We start from the raw sequence: 19,126 nt of genomic DNA, 5'->3' as shown, positions 1-19,126 counted from the left end.
CGGACTACTGTGCTCCAGGGCGCGGTCTGCGCAGGTCGGGAGTGAGGAGAGGCCACGTGGCCAAGGAGAAGGGCGGCTTCTGGGTGGGGGTCGCCGCGGCGATCGTCTACCCCATGTCGTTCGTGCTGGGCAGGCATCGGATGGTGCACGGCGAGCGCATCCCGCGCGAAGGCGGCGTGCTGCTGGTCATGAACCACATCTCGCACCTCGACCCGTGCTACGACGCCATGTTCGTGCACAAGAACGACCGGGTGCCGCACTTCCTGGCGAAGCACAGCCTGTGGAACGTGCCGATCATGGGGTCGATCCTCAAGGGCGCGAAGCAGATCCCGGTCTACCGGGGCACCACCGACGCCCAGCAGAGCCTGCGCGCGGCGCACGCGGCGCTGGCGGCCGGCCAGGTCGTGGTGATCTACCCGGAGGGGACGATCACGAAGGACCCCGGCGGCTGGCCCGCGAACTCGCGCACCGGCGTCGCCCGGCTCGCGCTGCAGCACGACGGCCCGGTCGTCCCGGTCGCCCGCTGGGGCACGCTCGACCTCTACAACCACTACCAGAAGAAGTTCCGGCCGTTCCCGCGCAAGACCATCACGCACTCCGTCGGTGAGCCGATCGACCTGTCCGCCTACCGCGGCAGGGAGGAGACGCTCCCGCTGCTGCGCGAGGTGACGGACCTGCTGATGGGCGCGGTCAAGGACGAGCTCGCCGAGGTGCGGCAGGAGCAGGCCCCCGAGGGCTTCTACGGACCGAGGAAGGCCTGACATGGCGATCGAACGTGTTGCGGTGCTCGGCTCCGGTTCGTGGGGCACGGCCTTCGCGAAGGTCATCGCGGACTCCGGGCCCGAGGTGGTGATGTGGGCGCGGCGCCAGGAGGTCGCCTCCGAGATCACCGAGACCCGCGTGAACTCCGGTTACCTGCCCGGCATCTCGTTGCCGGCCAACCTCTCGGCCAGCTCCGACCCGGCGAAGGCGCTGGACGGGGCGGACGCGGTGGTGCTGGCCGTGCCGTCGCAGACGTTGCGGGTCAACCTGTCGGCGTGGAAGGAGCTCCTCCCGCCGGACGCGACCCTGGTGTCGCTGTCCAAGGGAGTCGAGCTCGGCACGCTGAAGCGGATGAGCGAGGTGATCCGCGAGGTCGCCGGCGTCGACGAGTCGCAGGTCGCCGTGGTGTCCGGACCGAACCTGGCCAAGGAGATCGCCGTCGAGCAGCCGACCGCGACGGTCATCGCGTGCATCGACCACGACCGCGCGGTCGACCTGCAGCACGCGTGCTCGAACTCGTACTTCCGCCCGTACACCAACACCGACGTGGTCGGCTGCGAGCTGGGCGGGGCGTGCAAGAACGTCATCGCGCTGGCGTGCGGCATGGCGGCGGGCATGGGCTACGGCGACAACACGATGGCGTCGATCATCACGCGCGGCCTGGCCGAGACGGCACGGCTGGGCGCGGCGCTGGGCGCGGACCCGCTGACGTTCGCGGGTCTCGCCGGGCTGGGCGACCTCGTGGCGACGTGCGCGTCGCCGTTGTCGCGCAACCGGTCCTTCGGCGAGCGGCTCGGCAAGGGCGACACCCTCGCGCAGGCGCAGGAGGCCGCGCACGGACAGGTCGCCGAGGGCGTGAAGTCCTGCTCGTCGATCCGCGAACTCGCGGCGGCGCACGGGGTCGACATGCCGATCACCGAAGGCGTCCACCAGGTCTGCCACGACGGTCTGGGCGTGCGCGAGCTCGGTGCCGCGCTGCTGGGCCGCGACCGGAAGCACGAGCGCCAGTGACCCCCGAACTCGGTGACGGCACGCGGGTCGTGCACGCGACCCAGGGCGCGCCGGGCGAACCGTTCGGCGCGCAGCCGGTGTTCGCGTCGGCGTTCCACCTGGGCGGCCAGGACTACTACGCCCGCGCGGGCAACCCGACCTGGCGTGCGCTGGAAGACGCGCTGGGGTCGCTGGAAGGCGGCGAGTGCGTCGTCTTCCCGTCCGGCATGGCGGCGATCTCGACGTTGCTGCGGGCGGTGCTGTCCACTGGGGACACCCTCGTCGTTCCCTCGGACGGGTACTTCCTGACGAGGAAGTTCGTGTCCGAAATGGACGTGAACGTGGTCGAGGTGCCCACGGCGGGGCCGTACCCGTCCTTCGAGGGCGTGAAGCTCGTCCTGCTGGAGACACCGTCTAACCCCGGCCTCGACGTGTGCGACATCGCGGAGCTGGCCGCGCAGGCGCACGCCGCGGGCGCGTTGCTGGCCGTGGACAACACGACCGCGACGCCGCTCGGGCAACGGCCGCTGGAGCTGGGCGCGGACGTCGTGGTGGCGTCGGACACCAAGGCCGTCGCCGGCCACAGCGACGTCCTCTTCGGACACGTGACGCTGGCGTCCTCCGAGCTGGCGACCCGGGTCCGTGACGCGCGGACGCTGAACGGCGCCATCCCCGGCCCGTTCGAGACGTGGCTCGCGTTGCGCGGCCTGGGAACCCTCGACCTGCGGCTCGCGCGGCAGGCGGAGAACGCGGCGGCGATCTACGAGCTGCTGAAGGGCCGTGTCGCGGGACTGCGCTGGCCGGGGGCGTCGGACGACCCCTCGTACCTCGTGGCGGCGCAGCAGATGCGGCGCTTCAACGGCGTGCTGACGTTCGAGCTCGAGTCGGTCGAGGCGGTCGACGAGTTCCTGGCGCGCTCGAAGCTCGTGTCGGCGGCGACGTCGTTCGGCGGCCTGCACTCGACCGCGGACCGGCGCGCCCAGTTCGGCGACCCGGTGCCGGAGGGCCTGGTGCGCTTCTCGGCCGGCTGCGAGGACACGCGCGACCTGGTCGCGGACGTGTCCCACGCCTTGGGACTGGATTGACGGAGGGTCCCGACTTCGGGACCCTCTGCTCCATGTCCTTCAACGCATGTTGCTGTTGTACCTGGCGATAGTCCCGCGTCCTCTTTTCGCGCACTCGCCTGGTAAGGACCTTTCTCCCGATGTTCGCCGTTCCTGAGAACAGCCTCGTTCTGCCTGAGAACTCCGCGCTGCTGCACCCCGTCCGGGTGGCTTTGGCGTGGGCGGCCGACCGCGACCGCTGGAAGCACCTGCTCCGCTACGACATGGAGGAGCGCTTCTCGGCGTTGGTCGACAAGACCGACGACCAGGAGATCTGGCTGATGAGCTGGCTCCCCGGTCAGACCGCGTCGCTGCACGACCACGACCACACCTCGGGTGCGTTCACCGTGGTCAGCGGCCTGCTGACCGAGGTCGTGACCACGAAGATCCAGGTCGTGCACTCGCTGCGCACCGGACAGTCGCGGGTGTGGGGCCCTGGTTACGTGCACCAGGTGCGCAACGACGGTGTGGATCCGGCCGTGTCGATCCACGTCTACCGCCACGGCACCCGCGCCATGACCCCGTACCACTACGACCCGGTCAACGGCCCCGTTCGCTGACGTGCGGCGGGATCGCCCTGTCCGTCTCGTGCGGCACCGGCGCGCCCCACGTCGTGACGAGTGGCATGTGCCCTGCCCACACCAGGTTCGCTTCGAGGTCGGACGGCTCCTCACCGGGGCCGCCGGCGCGCACCTTGACGCTCGCCTCGGTCAGGTCGATCTCCAGCGCGACCGTCTGCGCCATCTCCTTCTTGGACGGGCTGCGCGCGTAGTCCCAGCTGCCCGGCGTGACGTGCTCGACGATGACCTTCAGCGCGTGCTCGGGGTCCTCGGCGATCTTCGCCGTGGCGTGGATGATCGCCGACCGGTAGTTCATCGAGTGGTGGAACACCGACCGCGAGTAGACGACGCCGTCCACGAGCGTGACCGCGACACAAACCGGCTTGCCCTCGATCATGCTCCTGATGGACCGTGAGCCCGTCGACCCGTGCAGGAAGATGCGGTTGCCGTCCCGGCCGTACGCGGTGGGGATGAGGAACGGCGCCCCGTCGACCTCGACGGCGAGATGGCACACCATGCCCGCGTCGAGGACGTCGTAGAGCACCTGGCGGTCTTCGACGGCTCGTTTCTTGCCGCGGACGACGGTGCTGCGCGCGGTGGGGGAGAGCTGCACGTCAGTGGTCATGGGTTCTACTGTGCTCGCGGAAGTGGCATCATTGAAGTGCCAACTTTCGTCGATTTGAGAAGGCCACTTTGGCTGAGACCGCGCTTCCCGTGGCGCTGGACCGCGAGTCCGCCGAACCGCTCGCCGTCCAGCTCGCCGACGCCCTGCGCTCCGCCGCGTCGGAGGGCCGCCTTCGCGCGGGCGACCGCCTGCCGTCCACGCGCGCGTTGGCCGACTCCCTCGGAGTCTCCCGCACGGTGACAGCCGCCGCCTACGAACAGTTGCACGCGGAGGGGTGGATCGCCGGCCGGCACGGCTCCGGCACCTACGTCACCACGACGCCTCCCGGCCCGTTGCGCAAGCGTTCGCGCAAGCCCGTCGCACCCGCCATCACCGACTTCGTGGACCTCGGCACCGGCGCGCCGTGGGCCGGCGGCCTCGACCGCGCGGCCTGGCGCAGGGCGTGGCGCGCCGCCGCGGACGCGCCCCCGCTGTCCCGCCCCGAACGCGCGGGCCTGCCCGACTACCGCGAGGTCATCGCCGAACACCTGCTGCGCCACCGCGGCCTCGCCGTCAACGCCGACCCCGTGCTCGCGACCGGAGGCACCACCGCCGTGCTGACCGAGATCGCGGTCGCGGTGCTCGAGCGCGGCGACACCGTCGCCGTCGAGGAGCCCGGTTATCAACGGGCGGTGGGCGTCTTCAAGGCCAACGGCCTGCGCGTCGTCCAGGCGGCCGTCGACGCCGAGGGCCTGCTCCCGGACGCCGTGCCGGCGGGCGTGAAGGCCGTCTACTGCTCACCCGCGCACCAGTACCCGCTGGGCGGCCGCATGTCCGCCGCGCGCAGGGTCGCCCTGGTCGAACGCGCCCGGCGCGACGGCTGGCTCGTCATCGAGGACGACTACGACGGCGAACTCCGCTACGACGTCGCCCCGCTTCCGTCGCTGGCCGCCCTGGCACCCGACGTCGTGGTCCACCTCGGCACCACGAGCAAGATCCTCACGCCGACCCTGGGCGCGGGCTGGATGGTCGCACCGGAGCACATCGCCACGACCGTCCTCGAACACCGCGACCTGACCGGCACCAGCCCGGCCGCCGCGGGCCAGCGGGTCGTCGTCGAACTGGCGCGCACCGGCGACCTCGGCCGCCACCTGCGCAAGCTGCGCCGGGAACTGTCCGAACGGCGTGCGCTCATCATCGACACGTTCGCCGAGGCCGGCATCGAGGTGCTCGGCGACGACGCGGGCGCGCATGTCGTGGTGCTGCTGCCTGGCGCCGAGCTGGAGCGCGACCTGACGAGGCGGGCGCTCGAACGCGGCCTGCGGGTCGACGGCCTGGCCAGGCACTACGTCAACAGGGCCAAGCTGCACGGGCTCGTCATCGGGTACAGCGCGTGCTCGCGGGAGCAGTTGGTGAACGCGCTGCCCGTCCTCACCGAACTGCTCAGCACGAGCGGCTGACCACGACCACCTCGCGGTGCGTGACGAAGCCGAGCTGCTCGTTCACCCGGATCATGTGGACGTTGGCCGCGTCCGTGCCGGTGTCGATGCGTTCGAGTTCCGGCCGGTCCTCTCGAAGCCACCGCACCATGTGCGCCTTCACGGCCAAGCCGAGTCCGCGGCCGCGATGTGCGGGCGTGACCGCGGTGGTGCCCCATCGGGTGTCCGCCGAGTCGGACGGGTGCAGCGGCACGTCGGTCAGCGCCACCACCTGACCGCCCACCTCCTCGATCGCGACGACGACGCGCTGCTCGACCCCGGCCGCCAGCGCCTCGGCCTCCCCGGCTCGCACGACCTGCGGCGTCCACTCCGGCGCCCGCACCGCCGACGCCGTGGCCGGTGCGTCCTTGATCGACTGCCGGGTGCGGGCCACCGACTCCAGAAGGGGTTCGGGCGTCGCACCGACCCACTGCTCCACCCGGTAACCGGCCGGCGCGACCGCGTGCGCGACGGCTTCGGAGACCGTCAACCGCTGCATGGTCCTGACCGCGGCGATGCGGAACCCGCGCGCCATCGCCCAATGCTCACCCGCGCTGTCCTTGACCACACCCCAGCTCTCGAACGCCGTGCAGCCGCGGTCGCGCAACTCAGGCAGCAGCGCGTCGAGCAACGCGGTGCCGACACCCTGCCGGCGGTAGGCCGGGTGCACGGTGATCGGACCGACCGCCAACTGTGCGTTCACTCCGCCGAGCAGACCCACCGAGGTGATGCCGACGCCCTCACCGCCACGGCGTGCGACGAGTCGGACCACCTCGCCGAAATCGGGGCTCGGTGCTCGCAGCGACGCGATCACACGTTCCCTGACCGAGTCCGGATGCGCGGCCGTCCGGACGTCGGCGTAGGCGTGGACCGCGGCCTCGTCGTCCAGGTCGAGCGGTTTGATCTCCAGCACGCGGGCGAGGCTAACTGGCGGGTAAGGACAATCGCCCAAACGGGTAGGGTCCCCGGCATGACGCAGCGCAAGACGAGGGTGGCCGTGGTCTTCGGCGGCCGCAGCTCCGAGCACGAGGTCTCCTGCCAGTCCGCCAAGAGCGTCCTGCCCTACCTGGACGCGGACCGGTTCGAGGTGGTGCCGGTCGGCATCACACCGCAGGGGCAGTGGGCACTCGGCACGGACCCGAACGCGCTCGAGGCCGGCGCGGGCAACCTCCCGACGTTGCGCAACCAGACCGTCACCGCGATCGAGCCGGGCCAGGCGCTCAAGGACGTCGACGTCGTCTTCCCGCTGCTGCACGGCGCGTGGGGTGAGGACGGCACGATCCAGGGGCTGCTCGAACTCGGTGGCCTCCCCTACGTCGGACCCGGCGTGTTCGCTTCGGCGGCCGCGATGGACAAGGTCTTCGCCAAGAAGATCCTCCAGGCCGAGGGCCTGAACGTCGGCAGGTTCGTCGCTCTCGACCGTTCGGCGAAGACGCTGACGCTCGACGAGCGCGAGCACCTCGGCCTGCCGGTGTTCGTGAAGCCGTCGCGCGCCGGGTCGTCCGTCGGCATCTCCAAGGTCGACGACTGGGACGACCTGGACGCGGCGATCTTCGAGGCGCGCCAGCACGACCCCAAGGTCATCGTCGAGGCCGCCGTCGCGAACCCCCGCGAGATCGAGCTCGCGGTGCTGGAGTTCCCGGACGGCCGCGTCGAGGCCTCGCTGCCGGCCGAGCTGCGCCCGACCGGCACGGGCGCCGACTGGTACGACTTCGACGCCAAGTACGTCAACGACTCCTACGAGGCCGACATCCCGGCGAAGCTCGACGACGACCTCACCGCGCGGGTGCGCGAGCTCGCCGTCACCGCGTTCAAGGCGCTCGACTGCCAGGGACTGTCCAGGGTGGACTTCTTCCTGACCGAGCAGAACGAGCTGATCGTCAACGAGCTCAACACCATGCCCGGCTTCACGCCGATTTCCATGTACCCCAAGGCGTGGGACGCGACGGGCATCGACTTCGCGACGCTGCTGACCACGTTGATCGAGACGGCGATCGCGCGCGGTTCGGGTCTGCGCTAGGGCGCTGTCCTGACCGGCTGCTTCGGCAGGAGGTCGCGCACGGTCGTGGAGATGTCCTGCAACGGTCCGGTGCCCGCTTCGCCGGGCACCGTCAGCGCCACGTACGCGGCGCGGTCGACGATCACCCACGTGGAGCTGCCGGAGCCGGGCAGCTCGAGCCACTGCACGTCGGAGATCACTCGCAGCTGCGAGGTCGCCGACAGCTCGGCCGGCCGCGGCAGGCCGCAGCGCAGAACCACCGGATCGTGTTGGGCGTCACCCCACGCGACCGTGGCGGTGGGGGCGGGCGAGGCGAGTTCCCGGCGCGACAGCATGTCCTTCCCGGACGGCAGTCCCACCGGCAGCTTCTCGACCAGCGTCGTGCACGTCGGAGAGCCGGCGTCCGGGGCGTCGATCGAGACCAGCGCGAGGGGACCCGTGCGACCGGGCACGTCTTCGGACTGGTTACCGGTGCCCAGCCACAGACCGAGGCCGGCCACACCGATGGCGAGCACGACGGCGAGCCCGACCGCCGCGATCAGCGGCCGGGACAACGCCGACGTGGTTTCCTGCTGAGTCACCCGGCTATGACAGCACGAGCTAGAGATGCACCACCGGGCAGGTCAACGTCCGGGTGATGCCTTCGACGTTCTGGATGCGCGCGACCACGAGCTGGCCGAGCTGGTCGACGGTCTCCGCTTCGGCGCGCACGATGACGTCGTAAGGACCGGTGACGTCTTCTGCGGTTGCTACCCCGGTGATTCCGGAGATCTCGGAGGCGACTGCGGCGGCCTTGCCGACCTCGGTCTGGATGAGGATGTATGCATGCACCACGGCGTGCCCCTTCGTCGCGACAGGTTGGGTCGAGGTAGGAACGTGTCACGCAACGTACCCCAGTTGGGGTTCCGAATGCTCAGATTGGGAGGCAACTTTGCGTCCGGAGCCGCCGCGCGACGCGGAGACGGTCGCCGACGTGGGTGAGTTCAACCTCATCCACCGGGTGACGGCCGGTCGGGCGCAGCCGGAGACGACGATCCTCGGTCCCGGTGACGACGCGGCCGTGGTCGCCGTCCCGGACGGACGGGTCGTCGCGTCGATGGACGTCCTGGTCGAGGGTGTCCACTTCAGACTCGACTGGTCCAGTCCCGAGCAGGTGGGCCGAAAAGCGGCCGCGGTGAACCTCGCCGACGTCGTCGCGATGGGAGCGTTGCCGTCCGCTCTGCTCGTCGGTTTCGCGTGTCCCGCGGACACCCCGGCGTCGGTCGTGCAGGGGATCATGGCGGGGCTGTGGGAGGAGTCGGCGAAGGCCGGCGCGGGCATCGTCGGCGGCGACATGGTCAGCTCCGCCACGCTCGTGATCTCCATCACCGCCATGGGGGACATGAACGGGCTCGAGCCGATCACGAGGTCCGGAGCGCTCGTCGGGGACGTCGTCGCGGTCACCGGGAGGCTCGGCTGGGCCGCCGCGGGCCTGGCCGTCCTCGGCCGCGGATTCCGTTCCCCCGTGGGCATCGTGAACGCCCAGCGCACCCCGGAGCCGCCGTACGAGGAGGGCCCCAGGGCCGCGGAGGCCGGCGCCACGTCGATGATCGACGTCTCGGACGGACTGCTGCAGGACCTCGGCCACATCGCGGACTCCTCGGGCGTCGCGATCGACGTCCGAACCGAACTGCTGCCGTTGCACCCGCGCCTGCTCGACGTCGCCTCGGCGCTCGGCGGTGACGCGCGGCACTGGGCGCTGACGGGAGGCGAGGACCACGCCCTCGCGGCGACGTTCCCCGGCCCCAAGGCCGTTCCTCCGAACTGGACGACGATCGGCACGGTCCGCGCGGGCGCGGGTGTGACGGTCGACGGCAGGGTCTACGAAAAACCTCCTGGCTGGGAGCACTGGCGGGCGTAGGATTCACGCCGTGGAACTATGCACGCGCACGTATGACCATCCGGACTCGGTCAAGATGATCGACGACCTCCAGCAGGTCTACGTCGAGCGCTACGGCGACGTCGACGCCACGCCCGTCGACCCGGCGCAGTTCACCGCGCCGCTCGGCTACTTCGTCATCGGCTACCTCGACGGCGTGCCCGTCGCGTGCGGCGGCTGGCGGGTGAACGACGAGCTGGAAGGCGCCGCCGAGATCAAGCGGATGTACGTGGTCGACTCCGCCCGCGGCAGGGGCCTGTCCCGGCTCGTGCTCGCGCACCTGGAGGTCACCGCGCGGGAAGCGGGCCTCGAGCGGATGGTGCTGGAGACCGGGATGAAGCAGCCCGAGGCGATCAGCCTGTACACGTCCAGCGGTTATTCGCCGATCGGCAACTTCGGCGTGTACCGCGACCACCCGGACAGTCGCTGCTTCGGGAAGCCGTTGTAGGTTCAGGCGCATGGCCATCTACGCGCTGGGGGACTACACGCCGCAGATCCACCCGGACGCGTACGTCCACCCGGACGCGACGGTGATCGGCGACGTGCGCATCGGTGCTTTCTCGTCGGTGTGGCCGCAGGCCGTGCTGCGCGGCGACTACGGGCGCATCGTGATCGACGAGCGCACGTCGATCCAGGACGGCACGGTCGTCCACTGCACCGAGGTCCACCCGGTGCACATCGGCTCGTCGTGCGTCATCGGCCACAACGTCCACATCGAGGGCGCCACCGTCGCGGACGACTGCCTGATCGCCTCGGGTTCGGTGGTGCTCAACGGTTCCATCGTCGAGAAGGGCGCGATCGTCGGCGCCGGCGCGGTGGTCTCGTTCGACGGCCACGTCCGCGAACGCACGATGGTGCTGGGCGTTCCCGCCCGCGAGCGCCCCGGACACGTTGTGCCGGAACAGGCCTGGGCGTTCATCGTCGAGAAATACGTTCAGAACATCGCTTTGTACCGGGAGAAGCTCCGTCGGCTCGATTGAGTGAGATAGGGTTCACAGCCGTGGCTCGTCCCCTCAACGAAGTTGTCGAAGCCGGTTGGGCTGAAGCTCTCGCCCCCGTTGCTGACCAGATCGCCGCCATGGGTGAGTTCCTGCGCGCGGAGGTGTCCGCCGGTCGCACCTACCTCCCCGCGGGGGAGAACGTGCTGCGTGCCTTCCAGCAGCCGTTCCACCAGGTGAAGGTGCTGATCGTCGGCCAGGACCCGTACCCGACGCCCGGCCACGCGGTCGGCCTGTCGTTCTCGGTCGCGCCGGACGTCCGTCCCATTCCCAAGTCGCTCATCAACATCTACAAGGAATACGCGGAGGACCTCGGTCATCCCATTCCGTCCAACGGCGACCTGACGCCGTGGTCCGAGCGCGGTGTCCTGCTGCTCAACAGGGCGCTCACCGTGCAGCCCGGCAAGGCGAACTCCCACCAGGGCAAGGGCTGGGAGGCCGTCACGGAACAGGCGATCAAGGCTCTCGCCGCCCGTGACGCACCTCTGGTCTCCATCCTGTGGGGCCGCAACGCGCGCAACCTGCGTCCGCTGCTGGAACCGTTGCCCGCCATCGAGTCCGCGCACCCGTCGCCGTTGTCCGCGCACTCCGGGTTCTTCGGTTCGAAGCCGTTCAGCCGCGCCAACGAGCTGCTCGAGAAGCAGGGCGCCGAGCCGATCGACTGGAAGCTCCCGTAGTTGTCCGTGCCAGACGCGATCTGACGCTGACGGCCGCCGGTGCGGCCGTCAGCGAGTTCGGCAACGCGTTGTCGACACTGGTCCTGCTCTTCTGGGCGACGCCGATCAGCCCTTTGCTGGTCGCCGCTGTCCTCGTCGCCGAACTGCTCCCGTTCGTGCTCGGCGCGCCCCTCGCCGGTGTGCTCGTCGACCGCTTTCCCAACCGCCGCCTGCTGATCACCGCCCTGCTGTGCCAGGGCGTCGCGATCGCGGCCATCGCACCGTTGATGGGGCAGCCCGCGTTCGTGGTGGCGCTGGTGTTGCTCTCCGGCTGTGGCCGTGCGGTGGCGCAGCCCTGCATCTCCGCTCTCGTGCCGCACATCGCCGGTGAGGAAGAAGCGACGCGGGGGTACGCGTGGCTCAGCACCGGGCGCAGTCTCGGCAGCATGGCGGGCGTCACCGGGGGTGCGTTGCTCGCCGGGATCTTCGGCCACCCCGTCGCGTTGCTGATCGACGGCGGCACTTTCCTCGCCTACGCGGCGCTGCTCGCGTTCGTGCGCTCGGAACGCCGGCCGTCCGGCACGCACGAGACGCGGCCCAGTGCGCTCGCGGGCATCCGGCACGTGCGGCGGGACTCCGTGCTGTTCGCGTCGATCATCGGGCTGGCGTTCTGCGTCGGTGCTGTGGTGGTGATCAACGTCGCTGATCCCGCGTTTGTGCGGTACGTGCTGCACGGCGACGAGTTCATGCTTGGTGCGATGCAGGCGTGCTGGATGACCGGAATTCTCGTCGGCAACCGGCTGGCGGCGCGGCTCGAGACGGTGTCCCAGGTGGTGCACGCGATCGCTGTCGCCGCGATCACCACGGGTGTCGGCGTGCTGGTTCCGGCGACGTTGCCGTTCGTCGTCGCGGCGGGGACGGGCTGGGCCATCGGCGGTGTGTCGAACGGCGTCCACAACGTGGCGCTGAACGCCATCGTGCGGTTGCGCACACCTGAGGAGATGCGCGGACGGGCGTTCGCCGCGGTCGGGTCGATGGTGATCGGCGCGAACCTGCTCGGGACGGCCGCTGCGGGAGGGTTGCTGCTGGTGGTGGGTCCGCAGGCGGTGTTCGCGCTCGGCGGCACCGGGGCGTTGCTCAGTGGTGTCGCGTGCCTGGTGTTCGTGCGCCTGGCCCTGAAACGCGAAAAGAGCCCGGCCGAAGCCGGGCTCTCCTCACACTAAAAACGAACTGTGGCGGTGATCAGCCGCGCACGACCTTGCCGGCCTTCAGGCAAGACGTGCACACGTTGATCCGCTGGCGCTGCGAGGCCGAAACCTTGGCGCGCACAGACTGGATGTTCGGGTTCCAGCGGCGGTTCGTCTTCCGCTGGGAGTGCGAAACCGAATGGCCGAAGCCCGGCCCCTTGCCACAGACGTCGCACACGGCAGCCACGTCAGCCACTCCTTCAGGTTCCTCAAGCGGTAAGTCTCGCGTCCCGGTGGGCGCGCAAGCGTGCACAAGCCTCAACCGGGCACGGCAACCCAATCAGGGTAGCCGGTGGGCTCACCCGCGACCAAACCGGGTGGATACTCTCGCCGCCATGCAGGTCATGGATGCGGTCGCGGTGCGCAGATGGGCAGACGCCTGCGTGCGGTCGTTGGACGCCAATCGGGAGTCGATCGACCAGATCAACGTCTTCCCCGTCCCGGACGGCGACACGGGCACGAACCTGCTGCACACGATGCAGTCGGCGCTCGACGCGCTGCTGCGCTCGCCCATGTCGACGGTGGGGGACGCGCTGTCGGCGCTGGCCCGCGGCGCTCTCGCCGGGGCGCGCGGGAACTCCGGCGTGATCCTGTCCCAGGTGCTCAGGGGCCTCGCGGAGACGGTGCAGGAGGTCTCGCTGGTCACCGGCACGGCGTTGCGCAAGGGCCTGCACCGGGCCGACGAACTGGCCACGGCCGCCGTGTCGAAGCCCGTGCCCGGCACCGTGCTGTCGGTGCTGCACGCCGCCTCCGAGGCCGCTCGTGACTGTGCTTCGGACGAGCTGGACGACGTCGTGATGGCCGCGTCGCGCGCGGGGGCGGTCGCATTGGCCGACACGCCCCGTCAGCTCGCCGTGCTGGCCAAGGCCGGCGTGGTCGACGCGGGCGGACGCGGGCTGGTTGTGTTGTTGGACACACTGGCCGCGGTGATCACCGGCCAGAGCGTGGCGACGCCGGTGGACGCGCCTCTCGCGCCTCGCACGCCCGAATCGCTGACGACCGAGCGCGAGAGCGGGTCGCCGGAGTTCGAGTACGAGGTCATGTACCTGATCGACGGCACGTCCGAGGAGGCGGTCGCGGAGCTGCGCGCCTCGCTGAACCTGCTCGGCGACTGCGTGTCGGTGGTGGGCGACGGAGTTTCGTTGTGGACCGTCCACGTGCACTGCAACGACATCGGCGCGGCCATCGAGTCGGGTGTGCGCGCAGGACGTCCGCACCGCATCACCGTGGCGCGGTTCGCCGACCAGATCGCCGCGCAGGCCTCCCGGTTCGTGCGCGACCGGGCGATCGTGGTGGTCGTGAGCGGCGCTGTGGACCTGTTCCGCGCGGAAGGCGCCGCGGTGTTCGACCTCGCTTCTTCTTCGGCGACGCCCACGGACCTGTTGTCGGCCATCGTGTCGACGCGCGCGCGTCACGTCGCCGTGCTGCCAGGCGATCCGGACATCCGCGGGGTCCTGGACGAGGCCGTCGCGTACGCACAGGCCGCCGGGCAGGACGTGGTGGTGGTGCCGACGTTCTCGCCCGTGCAGGCCCTCGCGGCGTTGGCGGTGCACGACTCCTCTCGTCGTGCCGGTGACGACGTTGTCGCCATGGCCGAGGCCGCCGCGGCGACGCGTCGTGGTGAGCTCTCGATCGCCGCCGACGAGGCGTTGACGTGGGTCGGCCGCTGCCAGCCCGGCGACCTGCTGGGCATGCTGGACGGCGAGGTCGTGCTGATCGAGCCCGGTCCCGCGGCGCCGGAGTCGGTGGTGGACCTGTCCTGCCGCCTGGTCGACCGCATGCTGGCGGGCGGTGGTGAACTGGTGACCGTCATCCTGGGTGCGGACGCGCCGGACGGCCTCGCCGACGTGCTGGAGGACCACGTGCGGGTCACCCATCCGGAGGTCGAGGTGACCGCGTATCCGGGTGGTCAGCCGGACGCGGTGATTTTTGTCGGTGTCGAGTAGTTCAATGGGACGCGATGATCTCCTTCGACGACAAGCTGCAGCCGTTGCTCGGCAAGAAGACCGCCGACGCACTGGAGACCGGCCTCGGCCTCACGACGGTCGGTGACCTGCTGCGCCACTACCCGCGCCGCTACGACGAGCGCGGGAAGCTGACCGACATCAAATCGCTCGAGATCGACGAGCACGTGACGGTGCAGGCCGAGGTCCGCAAGTGCCAGAAGCGCCAGATGAAGGCGCGCCGCGGCCAGATGACGGAGGCCGTGATCACCGACGGCACCTCCGAGCTGCACCTGGTGTTCTTCGGCAAGCCCGCGTTCGTCGCCGAGCAGGAGCTGCTGCCGGGCACGCGCGCGCTGTTCGCCGGCAAGGTCGGCCGCTACCGGCAGAACCTGCAGCTGGTGCACCCGGCGTTCGAGGTCCTCACCGCGGAGCACGACGGGTCGTCGTTCCTGCAGGCGTTCCTGCCCGTCTACCCGGCGTCGCAGCACATCAACACGTGGAACATCGCGAACTGCGTGAAGCAGCTCCTGGAGATCTGGGACGGCGTGCCGGAGGACCCGCTACCCGCCGACTTCCGCTCCGAGCAGGGCCTGATCGGCCTGGAGGACGCGCTGCGGTCGATCCACCGGCCGGAGAGCTGGGCGCAGATCTCGGTCGCGCAGCTGCGGCTGAAGTGGGACGAGGCGCTGGCCGTGCAGCTGGCGCTGGCGCAGCGCCGCAAGGCCTCGACGGCCCGTCCCGCCCCGTCGTGCGCGCGCCGGTCCGGCGGCATCCTCGACGCCTTCGACGCGCGGCTGCCGTTCACGCTGACGGCGGGCCAGGTCGAGGTCGGCGAGCAGGTCGCGTCGGACCTGGAGTCCGTGGTGCCGATGAACCGCCTGCTGCAGGGCGAGGTCGGGTCGGGCAAGGCCCAACCGCTCGACTCGCTGGTCCTCACGCCGACCGGCTTCGTCAAGATGGGCGAGGTCCGGGTCGGAGCCGAGGTCATCGCGCCCAGCGGCGAGGTCACCGTCGTGACCGGGGTCTTCCCCCAGGGGGAGCGAGATGTCTACAGGGTGCTGCTCTCCGACGGCCGCGGCGTGGAGTCCGATCTCGAGCACCTGTGGGCCGTGAACACGACGGTGCGCCGTGACCGGGGGAACCCGCTGAAGGTGCTGTCGTTGCGAGAGATCCGCGACGACCTCACGACGTCGGACGGTGCCTCGAAGTGGCATCTGCCCGTGGTGGAAGCGCCCGAGTTGGACAGCCTGACCGAGCGGCCGCTGGACCCGTACGCGCTCGGGTGGCTGATCGGGGACGGTTCGCTGCTCAACGGCGGAGTCGTGTTCACCGGTGCCGATCCAGAGCTGCTCGTCGAGCTGACGGCAGCTCTTCCCGAGGGCGCGCACCTGGTCGAGCCCGGCTGGTCGAACAAGTACGACCGGCTTGTGGACGGGTGCCGCGAGGGTGCGAATCCGGTCCTCGACGCGCTGCGGGATCTGGGGGTCTGCGGTCATCGGGCCGGGGACGAGTTCCTGCCGGAGAACTACCTGATCGCACCGGTGAAGGTGCGGCACGCGTTGTTGCAGGGGCTGCTGGACACCGGCGGCACGCTCGACCGGCAGCAGGGCTCGGACGTGACCTTCCTGTCGGCGTCGCCGCGGTTGGCCGACCAGGTGTCCTGGCTGGCCGAGTCGTTGGGCGGCACGGGCCGGGTCCGCCCGGTCGAGAAGATGGGCAACACGTACCACCTGGTCAGCCTCCGTCTGCCGAATGAGTTCCCACCGTTCCGGCTCAGCCGGAAGGCAGAACTCGTCAAGGAGCGCACCAGGTGCGAAGAGCCTGTCCGGGCGATTCGCTCGGTCGAGTTCGTCGGTCGCAAGCCGGTGCAGTGCATCTCTGTCGCACACCCTGATCAGCTCTACGTCACCGACCACTTCGTGGTCACCCACAACACCATGGTCGCGTTGCGCGCCATGCTGCAGGCCGTCGACTCGGGCCGTCAGGCGGCGATGCTCGCCCCCACGGAAGTCCTTGCGGCACAACACGCCCGTTCGCTGGCGGAGATGCTCGGCGACCTCGCCCAGGCGGGCCAGCTCGGCGGCGCGGAGCACGCGACCCGCGTGACGCTGCTGACCGGCTCGATGAACACGGCCCAGCGCCGCCAGGCGCTGCTCGACATCGTGACCGGCGAGGCGGGCATCGTCGTCGGCACGCACGCGATCATCCAGGAGAAGGTGGAGTTCCACTCCCTGGGTCTGGTCGTCGTTGACGAGCAGCACCGCTTCGGCGTCGAGCAACGAGCGGCGCTCTCGGCCCGCGGCGAACGCGAGAACCCGCACGTGCTGGTCATGACAGCGACCCCGATCCCGCGCACCGTCGCCATGACGGTCTACGGCGACCTGGAGGTCTCCGCCCTGCGCGAGCTGCCCGGAGGCCGCTCACCGATCAAGACCTCGGTGGTCCCCGTCCGCGAGAAGCCCGCGTGGCTCGACCGCGCGTTCGCCCGAGTGCGCGAGGAGGTGGCGAAGGGCCACCAGGCGTACTTCGTGTGCCCGCGCATCGGCGACGAGGAACCGGCGAAGTCCGACGACGAGGACAAGCGCCCCGCCCTGTCCGTGATCGACGTGGCGACGATGCTCGCGCAGGGCCCGTTGCGCGGCCTGCGCATCGAGATCCTGCACGGTCGCATGCCCCCCGACGAGAAGGACGCCGTGATGCGCGCCTTCGCGGCCAACGAGGTCCACGTCCTCGTGGCCACCACCGTCATCGAGGTGGGCGTCAACGTCCCGAACGCCACCGTCATGGCCATCATGGACGCCGACCGCTTCGGCGTCTCCCAGCTCCACCAGCTCCGCGGCCGCGTGGGCCGCGGCAGCGCACCGGGCCTCTGCCTCCTGGTCACCGAGATGCCCGAGATGACGGCGACGATGGAACGCCTGCGCGCCGTCGAGTCGACCCTGGACGGCTTCGAACTGGCCCAGCTCGACCTCGAACTGCGCCGCGAGGGCGACATCCTCGGCGCGGCCCAGTCAGGCCGCCGCTCGGGCCTGAAGATGCTCTCGCTGCTGCGCGACGAGGACATCATCGCGGACGCCCGCACGTCCGCGCAGCAGGTCGTGGACGCCGACCCGGACCTGGAGAAGCACCCGGGGCTGGCCGGCATGGTGGCGACGCTGCTGACGGAGGAGCGCGCCGAGTACCTGGAGAAGACCTAGACGCTGTCCTGCAAGTTCGTCAGGTGAGAGACGGGGGCCCTCGGCCGCCGCTGTCGCCCGACGAGACTTGCAGGACAGCGCCTAGCCGCGCGGGACCGGGCCCGCGAGGTGGCGCACGGCCGTGACGCGATCCGCAGTTCCGGGCACGCACGAAAAACGCCACCCCAGCTGGGGTGGCGTCGTTCGACGGCACGAATCGACCGGTGGCTCCCGGCGAACGGCGGCGGTCACACGAGACCAGTCCGTCGCCGTCCCCGGCTGAGCCTCAGTCCCTCTGACGCGGTTTCGGCAGCTGCTCGGTCTTCTGCTCACCGGGCGCAACGGGCGCGACCGGCGAAACAGGCGCGGAAGGAGCCTCGTCGGCGTCGGCGGTCCCGTCCTCCAGGGGCTTGAGCACCGACATCGCCGCGTCCACCGCGGCCTGGGCCGCGTGGAACTGCGTGGCGAGGTTGTCGTGCGCCGAACGCAGCGACGCCTCCTTCTCGGACGCGGCGGCGGCACGCTGGTCCGCCTCGGCGACGGCCGCGGCCGACTTCTCCTCGGCCTCGCGAACGAGCGCGCGCGCCTTCTCGTCGGCCTCGCGCACCGTGGTCGCGGCCTTCTGGTCGGCGTCGCGCACGGTGGTCGCGGCCTTCTCGTTGGCGTCGCGCACGGTGGCCGTGGCCTTCTGATCGGCCTCGGTGACGGTGGCGGTGGCCTTGTCCTCGGCGGTGCGCAGGGTCGTCGCCGCCTTCTCCTCCGCCGCGCTGACCAGGGCGATCGCCTGCGCGGACGCGTCGGAGGTGACCTTCTCGGCCTTGGCGAGCGACTCGGTCTCGAGCTCGGCGAGGACCTTCGCGGCCTCCTCCTGCCTGGCCGAGAGCTCGCTCTCGAGCTTCTGCAGTGCCGCGGCGCGCTTGGCCTCCGCGTCGGCGACGATCTGCTCGGCCTCGGCCCGCGCGTCCGCCAGCACCTTCTGGTGCTCGGCGGTCAGCTTCGCCTTGAGGCCGTCGTACTCCTTGTCGAGCTGGTCGTGGTACGCCTTGTACTTCGCGTCGAGCTCGGCGCGGTGGGTGTCCAGGTCGGCCGACTTCTTCTCGAACTCGGCGGCGACGCGATCACCGTTCGCGCGCACGTCGGCGACCAGGGCCTCGTGCTCGGCGGTGAGCTTCGCCTGCAGCGACACGTGCTCGGCTTCCAGCTCTGACCTGCGGCCGGCGGTCTGCTGGTCGAGCTCGGCGTGGCGCTGCTGGTAGTTCATCTCCAGCTGCTTGCGGCGCGCCTCGGTCTCGGCGAGCAGGCGCTGGTGGGCCTCGCGCTGCTCGGCTGCCCACTTCTCGGCCTCACCGCGCGTGGCGGCGGCCTTGTCGAGGGCGTCCTTGCGGATGTCCGCGATCTCTTCCTCGGCCAGGCTCATCATCACGCGAACGCGCTCGGTGACGTTCGACGCGCTGACGGGACTGTTGGCGAGGTTGTGGAGCTGCACCTTGGACTTGTCGAGGTCCGCGCGCATCGAGTTGAGCAGTTTGGTGAGCTCCGCCACCTGCGCGGCGGCCGCGTCACGGGAGCGGTTCGAGTTCTTGAGATCGAACTCCAAGCGGGTGACTCGTTCGTTCACCTGTCGCTGGTTGTAACCACGAAGGACAACGTCGAAATGCGGTGTGCGGGCAGTAGGCTGCCCGGCTCCAT

The 19,126-nt window shown here is 70.4% G+C and carries 18 protein-coding genes and 2 pseudogenes; 14 read left to right on the top strand and 6 right to left on the bottom strand.

What is annotated here, in order from left to right:
- Positions 1-56 precede the first annotated feature (56 nt).
- The 4 genes from IE307_RS23170 (at position 57) to IE307_RS23155 (ending at position 3,415) form a co-directional block, all read left to right on the top strand.
- Positions 57-761, top strand: coding sequence for a lysophospholipid acyltransferase family protein (locus IE307_RS23170; RefSeq protein ID WP_229904996.1), 705 nt, complete (start codon positions 57-59; stop codon positions 759-761).
- A 1-nt stretch (position 762) separates the two neighbouring features.
- Positions 763-1,773, top strand: coding sequence for an NAD(P)H-dependent glycerol-3-phosphate dehydrogenase (locus tag IE307_RS23165; protein WP_191300993.1), 1,011 nt, complete (start codon positions 763-765; stop codon positions 1,771-1,773).
- Positions 1,770-2,837, top strand: a complete 1,068-nt coding sequence (locus tag IE307_RS23160) for a cystathionine gamma-lyase (protein ID WP_191300990.1) — start codon at positions 1,770-1,772, stop codon at positions 2,835-2,837. Before IE307_RS23165 ends, IE307_RS23160 begins: the two co-directional genes overlap by 4 nt.
- Positions 2,838-2,956: 119 nt before the next feature.
- A complete protein-coding gene (locus IE307_RS23155; RefSeq protein WP_191300989.1) occupies positions 2,957-3,415 on the top strand; it encodes a cysteine dioxygenase in 459 nt (152 codons plus the stop codon).
- On the opposite strand, the gene IE307_RS23150 is transcribed toward IE307_RS23155, so the two are convergent.
- Entirely contained in the window at positions 3,396-4,040 is a 645-nt protein-coding gene (locus tag IE307_RS23150) for a pyridoxamine 5'-phosphate oxidase family protein (protein ID WP_191300987.1), read from the bottom strand. The genes IE307_RS23155 and IE307_RS23150 overlap by 20 nt on opposite strands.
- 68 nt (positions 4,041-4,108) lie before the next feature.
- Here IE307_RS23150 and pdxR point away from each other — a divergent pair, with 68 nt between their 5' ends.
- The gene (gene pdxR, locus IE307_RS23145; protein WP_191300985.1) at positions 4,109-5,479 is read left to right on the top strand and encodes a MocR-like pyridoxine biosynthesis transcription factor PdxR; all 1,371 of its coding nucleotides are present in this window, start codon (positions 4,109-4,111) and stop codon (positions 5,477-5,479) included.
- Here pdxR and IE307_RS23140 read toward each other — a convergent pair.
- Positions 5,463-6,410 (bottom strand): GNAT family N-acetyltransferase, encoded by a 948-nt coding sequence (locus IE307_RS23140; RefSeq protein WP_191300983.1) that lies wholly within the window; start codon positions 6,408-6,410, stop codon positions 5,463-5,465. The genes pdxR and IE307_RS23140 overlap by 17 nt on opposite strands.
- Before the next feature lie 57 nt (positions 6,411-6,467).
- Here IE307_RS23140 and IE307_RS23135 point away from each other — a divergent pair, with 57 nt between their 5' ends.
- Positions 6,468-7,517: a D-alanine--D-alanine ligase family protein gene (locus IE307_RS23135; RefSeq protein WP_191300981.1), complete on the top strand. Its 1,050-nt coding sequence runs from the start codon at positions 6,468-6,470 to the stop codon at positions 7,515-7,517.
- Here the strand turns inward: IE307_RS23135 and IE307_RS23130 are convergent.
- Together IE307_RS23130 and IE307_RS23125 are read right to left on the bottom strand one after the other, a co-directional pair.
- Positions 7,514-8,077 carry a DUF3515 domain-containing protein gene (locus IE307_RS23130; RefSeq protein WP_229904995.1) on the bottom strand — a complete coding sequence of 188 codons (564 nt, stop codon included), beginning with the start codon at positions 8,075-8,077 and terminating at the stop codon, positions 7,514-7,516. The genes IE307_RS23135 and IE307_RS23130 overlap by 4 nt on opposite strands.
- 19 nt (positions 8,078-8,096) lie before the next feature.
- The gene (locus IE307_RS23125; RefSeq protein WP_090008449.1) at positions 8,097-8,330 is read right to left on the bottom strand and encodes an Lrp/AsnC ligand binding domain-containing protein; all 234 of its coding nucleotides are present in this window, start codon (positions 8,328-8,330) and stop codon (positions 8,097-8,099) included.
- 97 nt (positions 8,331-8,427) lie between these two features.
- Here IE307_RS23125 and IE307_RS23120 point away from each other — a divergent pair, with 97 nt between their 5' ends.
- Genes IE307_RS23120 through IE307_RS23100 form a run of 5 tightly spaced genes read left to right on the top strand, consistent with a single transcriptional unit; the run spans position 8,428 to position 12,291 of the window.
- Complete coding sequence (locus tag IE307_RS23120) at positions 8,428-9,396, top strand: thiamine-phosphate kinase (RefSeq protein ID WP_229904994.1); 969 nt, start codon at positions 8,428-8,430, stop codon at positions 9,394-9,396.
- A gap of 10 nt (positions 9,397-9,406) precedes the next feature.
- A complete protein-coding gene (locus tag IE307_RS23115; protein ID WP_229904993.1) occupies positions 9,407-9,862 on the top strand; it encodes a GNAT family N-acetyltransferase in 456 nt (151 codons plus the stop codon).
- A gap of 10 nt (positions 9,863-9,872) precedes the next feature.
- The gene (locus IE307_RS23110) at positions 9,873-10,394 is read left to right on the top strand and encodes a gamma carbonic anhydrase family protein (protein ID WP_191300979.1); all 522 of its coding nucleotides are present in this window, start codon (positions 9,873-9,875) and stop codon (positions 10,392-10,394) included.
- A 20-nt stretch (positions 10,395-10,414) separates the two neighbouring features.
- Positions 10,415-11,089, top strand: coding sequence for a uracil-DNA glycosylase (locus IE307_RS23105; RefSeq protein WP_191300977.1), 675 nt, complete (start codon positions 10,415-10,417; stop codon positions 11,087-11,089).
- Positions 11,074-12,291 carry an MFS transporter gene (locus tag IE307_RS23100; protein WP_268250402.1) on the top strand — a complete coding sequence of 406 codons (1,218 nt, stop codon included), beginning with the start codon at positions 11,074-11,076 and terminating at the stop codon, positions 12,289-12,291. The genes IE307_RS23105 and IE307_RS23100 overlap by 16 nt, the downstream gene beginning before the upstream one ends.
- 19 nt (positions 12,292-12,310) lie before the next feature.
- On the opposite strand, the gene rpmB is transcribed toward IE307_RS23100, so the two are convergent.
- Positions 12,311-12,502 carry a 50S ribosomal protein L28 gene (gene rpmB, locus IE307_RS23095; protein ID WP_030467945.1) on the bottom strand — a complete coding sequence of 64 codons (192 nt, stop codon included), beginning with the start codon at positions 12,500-12,502 and terminating at the stop codon, positions 12,311-12,313.
- A 148-nt stretch (positions 12,503-12,650) separates the two neighbouring features.
- Here rpmB and fakA point away from each other — a divergent pair, with 148 nt between their 5' ends.
- The 3 genes and pseudogenes from fakA to IE307_RS46905 form a co-directional block, all read left to right on the top strand.
- Positions 12,651-14,261 carry a DAK2 domain-containing protein gene (gene fakA / locus IE307_RS23090; protein ID WP_191300973.1) on the top strand — a complete coding sequence of 537 codons (1,611 nt, stop codon included), beginning with the start codon at positions 12,651-12,653 and terminating at the stop codon, positions 14,259-14,261.
- A gap of 14 nt (positions 14,262-14,275) precedes the next feature.
- Positions 14,276-14,773, top strand: a pseudogene (locus tag IE307_RS46910) (OB-fold nucleic acid binding domain-containing protein); the annotation flags it as partial.
- Positions 14,774-16,195: 1,422 nt separating this feature from the next.
- Positions 16,196-17,458, top strand: a pseudogene (locus tag IE307_RS46905) (ATP-dependent DNA helicase RecG); the annotation flags it as partial.
- Positions 17,459-17,723: 265 nt separating this feature from the next.
- Here IE307_RS46905 and IE307_RS23080 read toward each other — a convergent pair.
- Positions 17,724-19,034: a coiled-coil domain-containing protein gene (locus tag IE307_RS23080; RefSeq protein WP_191300969.1), complete on the bottom strand. Its 1,311-nt coding sequence runs from the start codon at positions 19,032-19,034 to the stop codon at positions 17,724-17,726.
- Between the last annotated feature and the right edge of the window lie 92 nt (positions 19,035-19,126).

This window comes from Lentzea cavernae, from assembly GCF_014653695.1.
In the GTDB taxonomy this organism is placed as follows: Bacteria; Actinomycetota; Actinomycetes; order Mycobacteriales; family Pseudonocardiaceae; genus Lentzea; species Lentzea cavernae.
The sequence above is the reverse complement of the archived record's forward strand: the minus strand, read 5'-3'. Positions and strand labels throughout refer to the sequence as shown.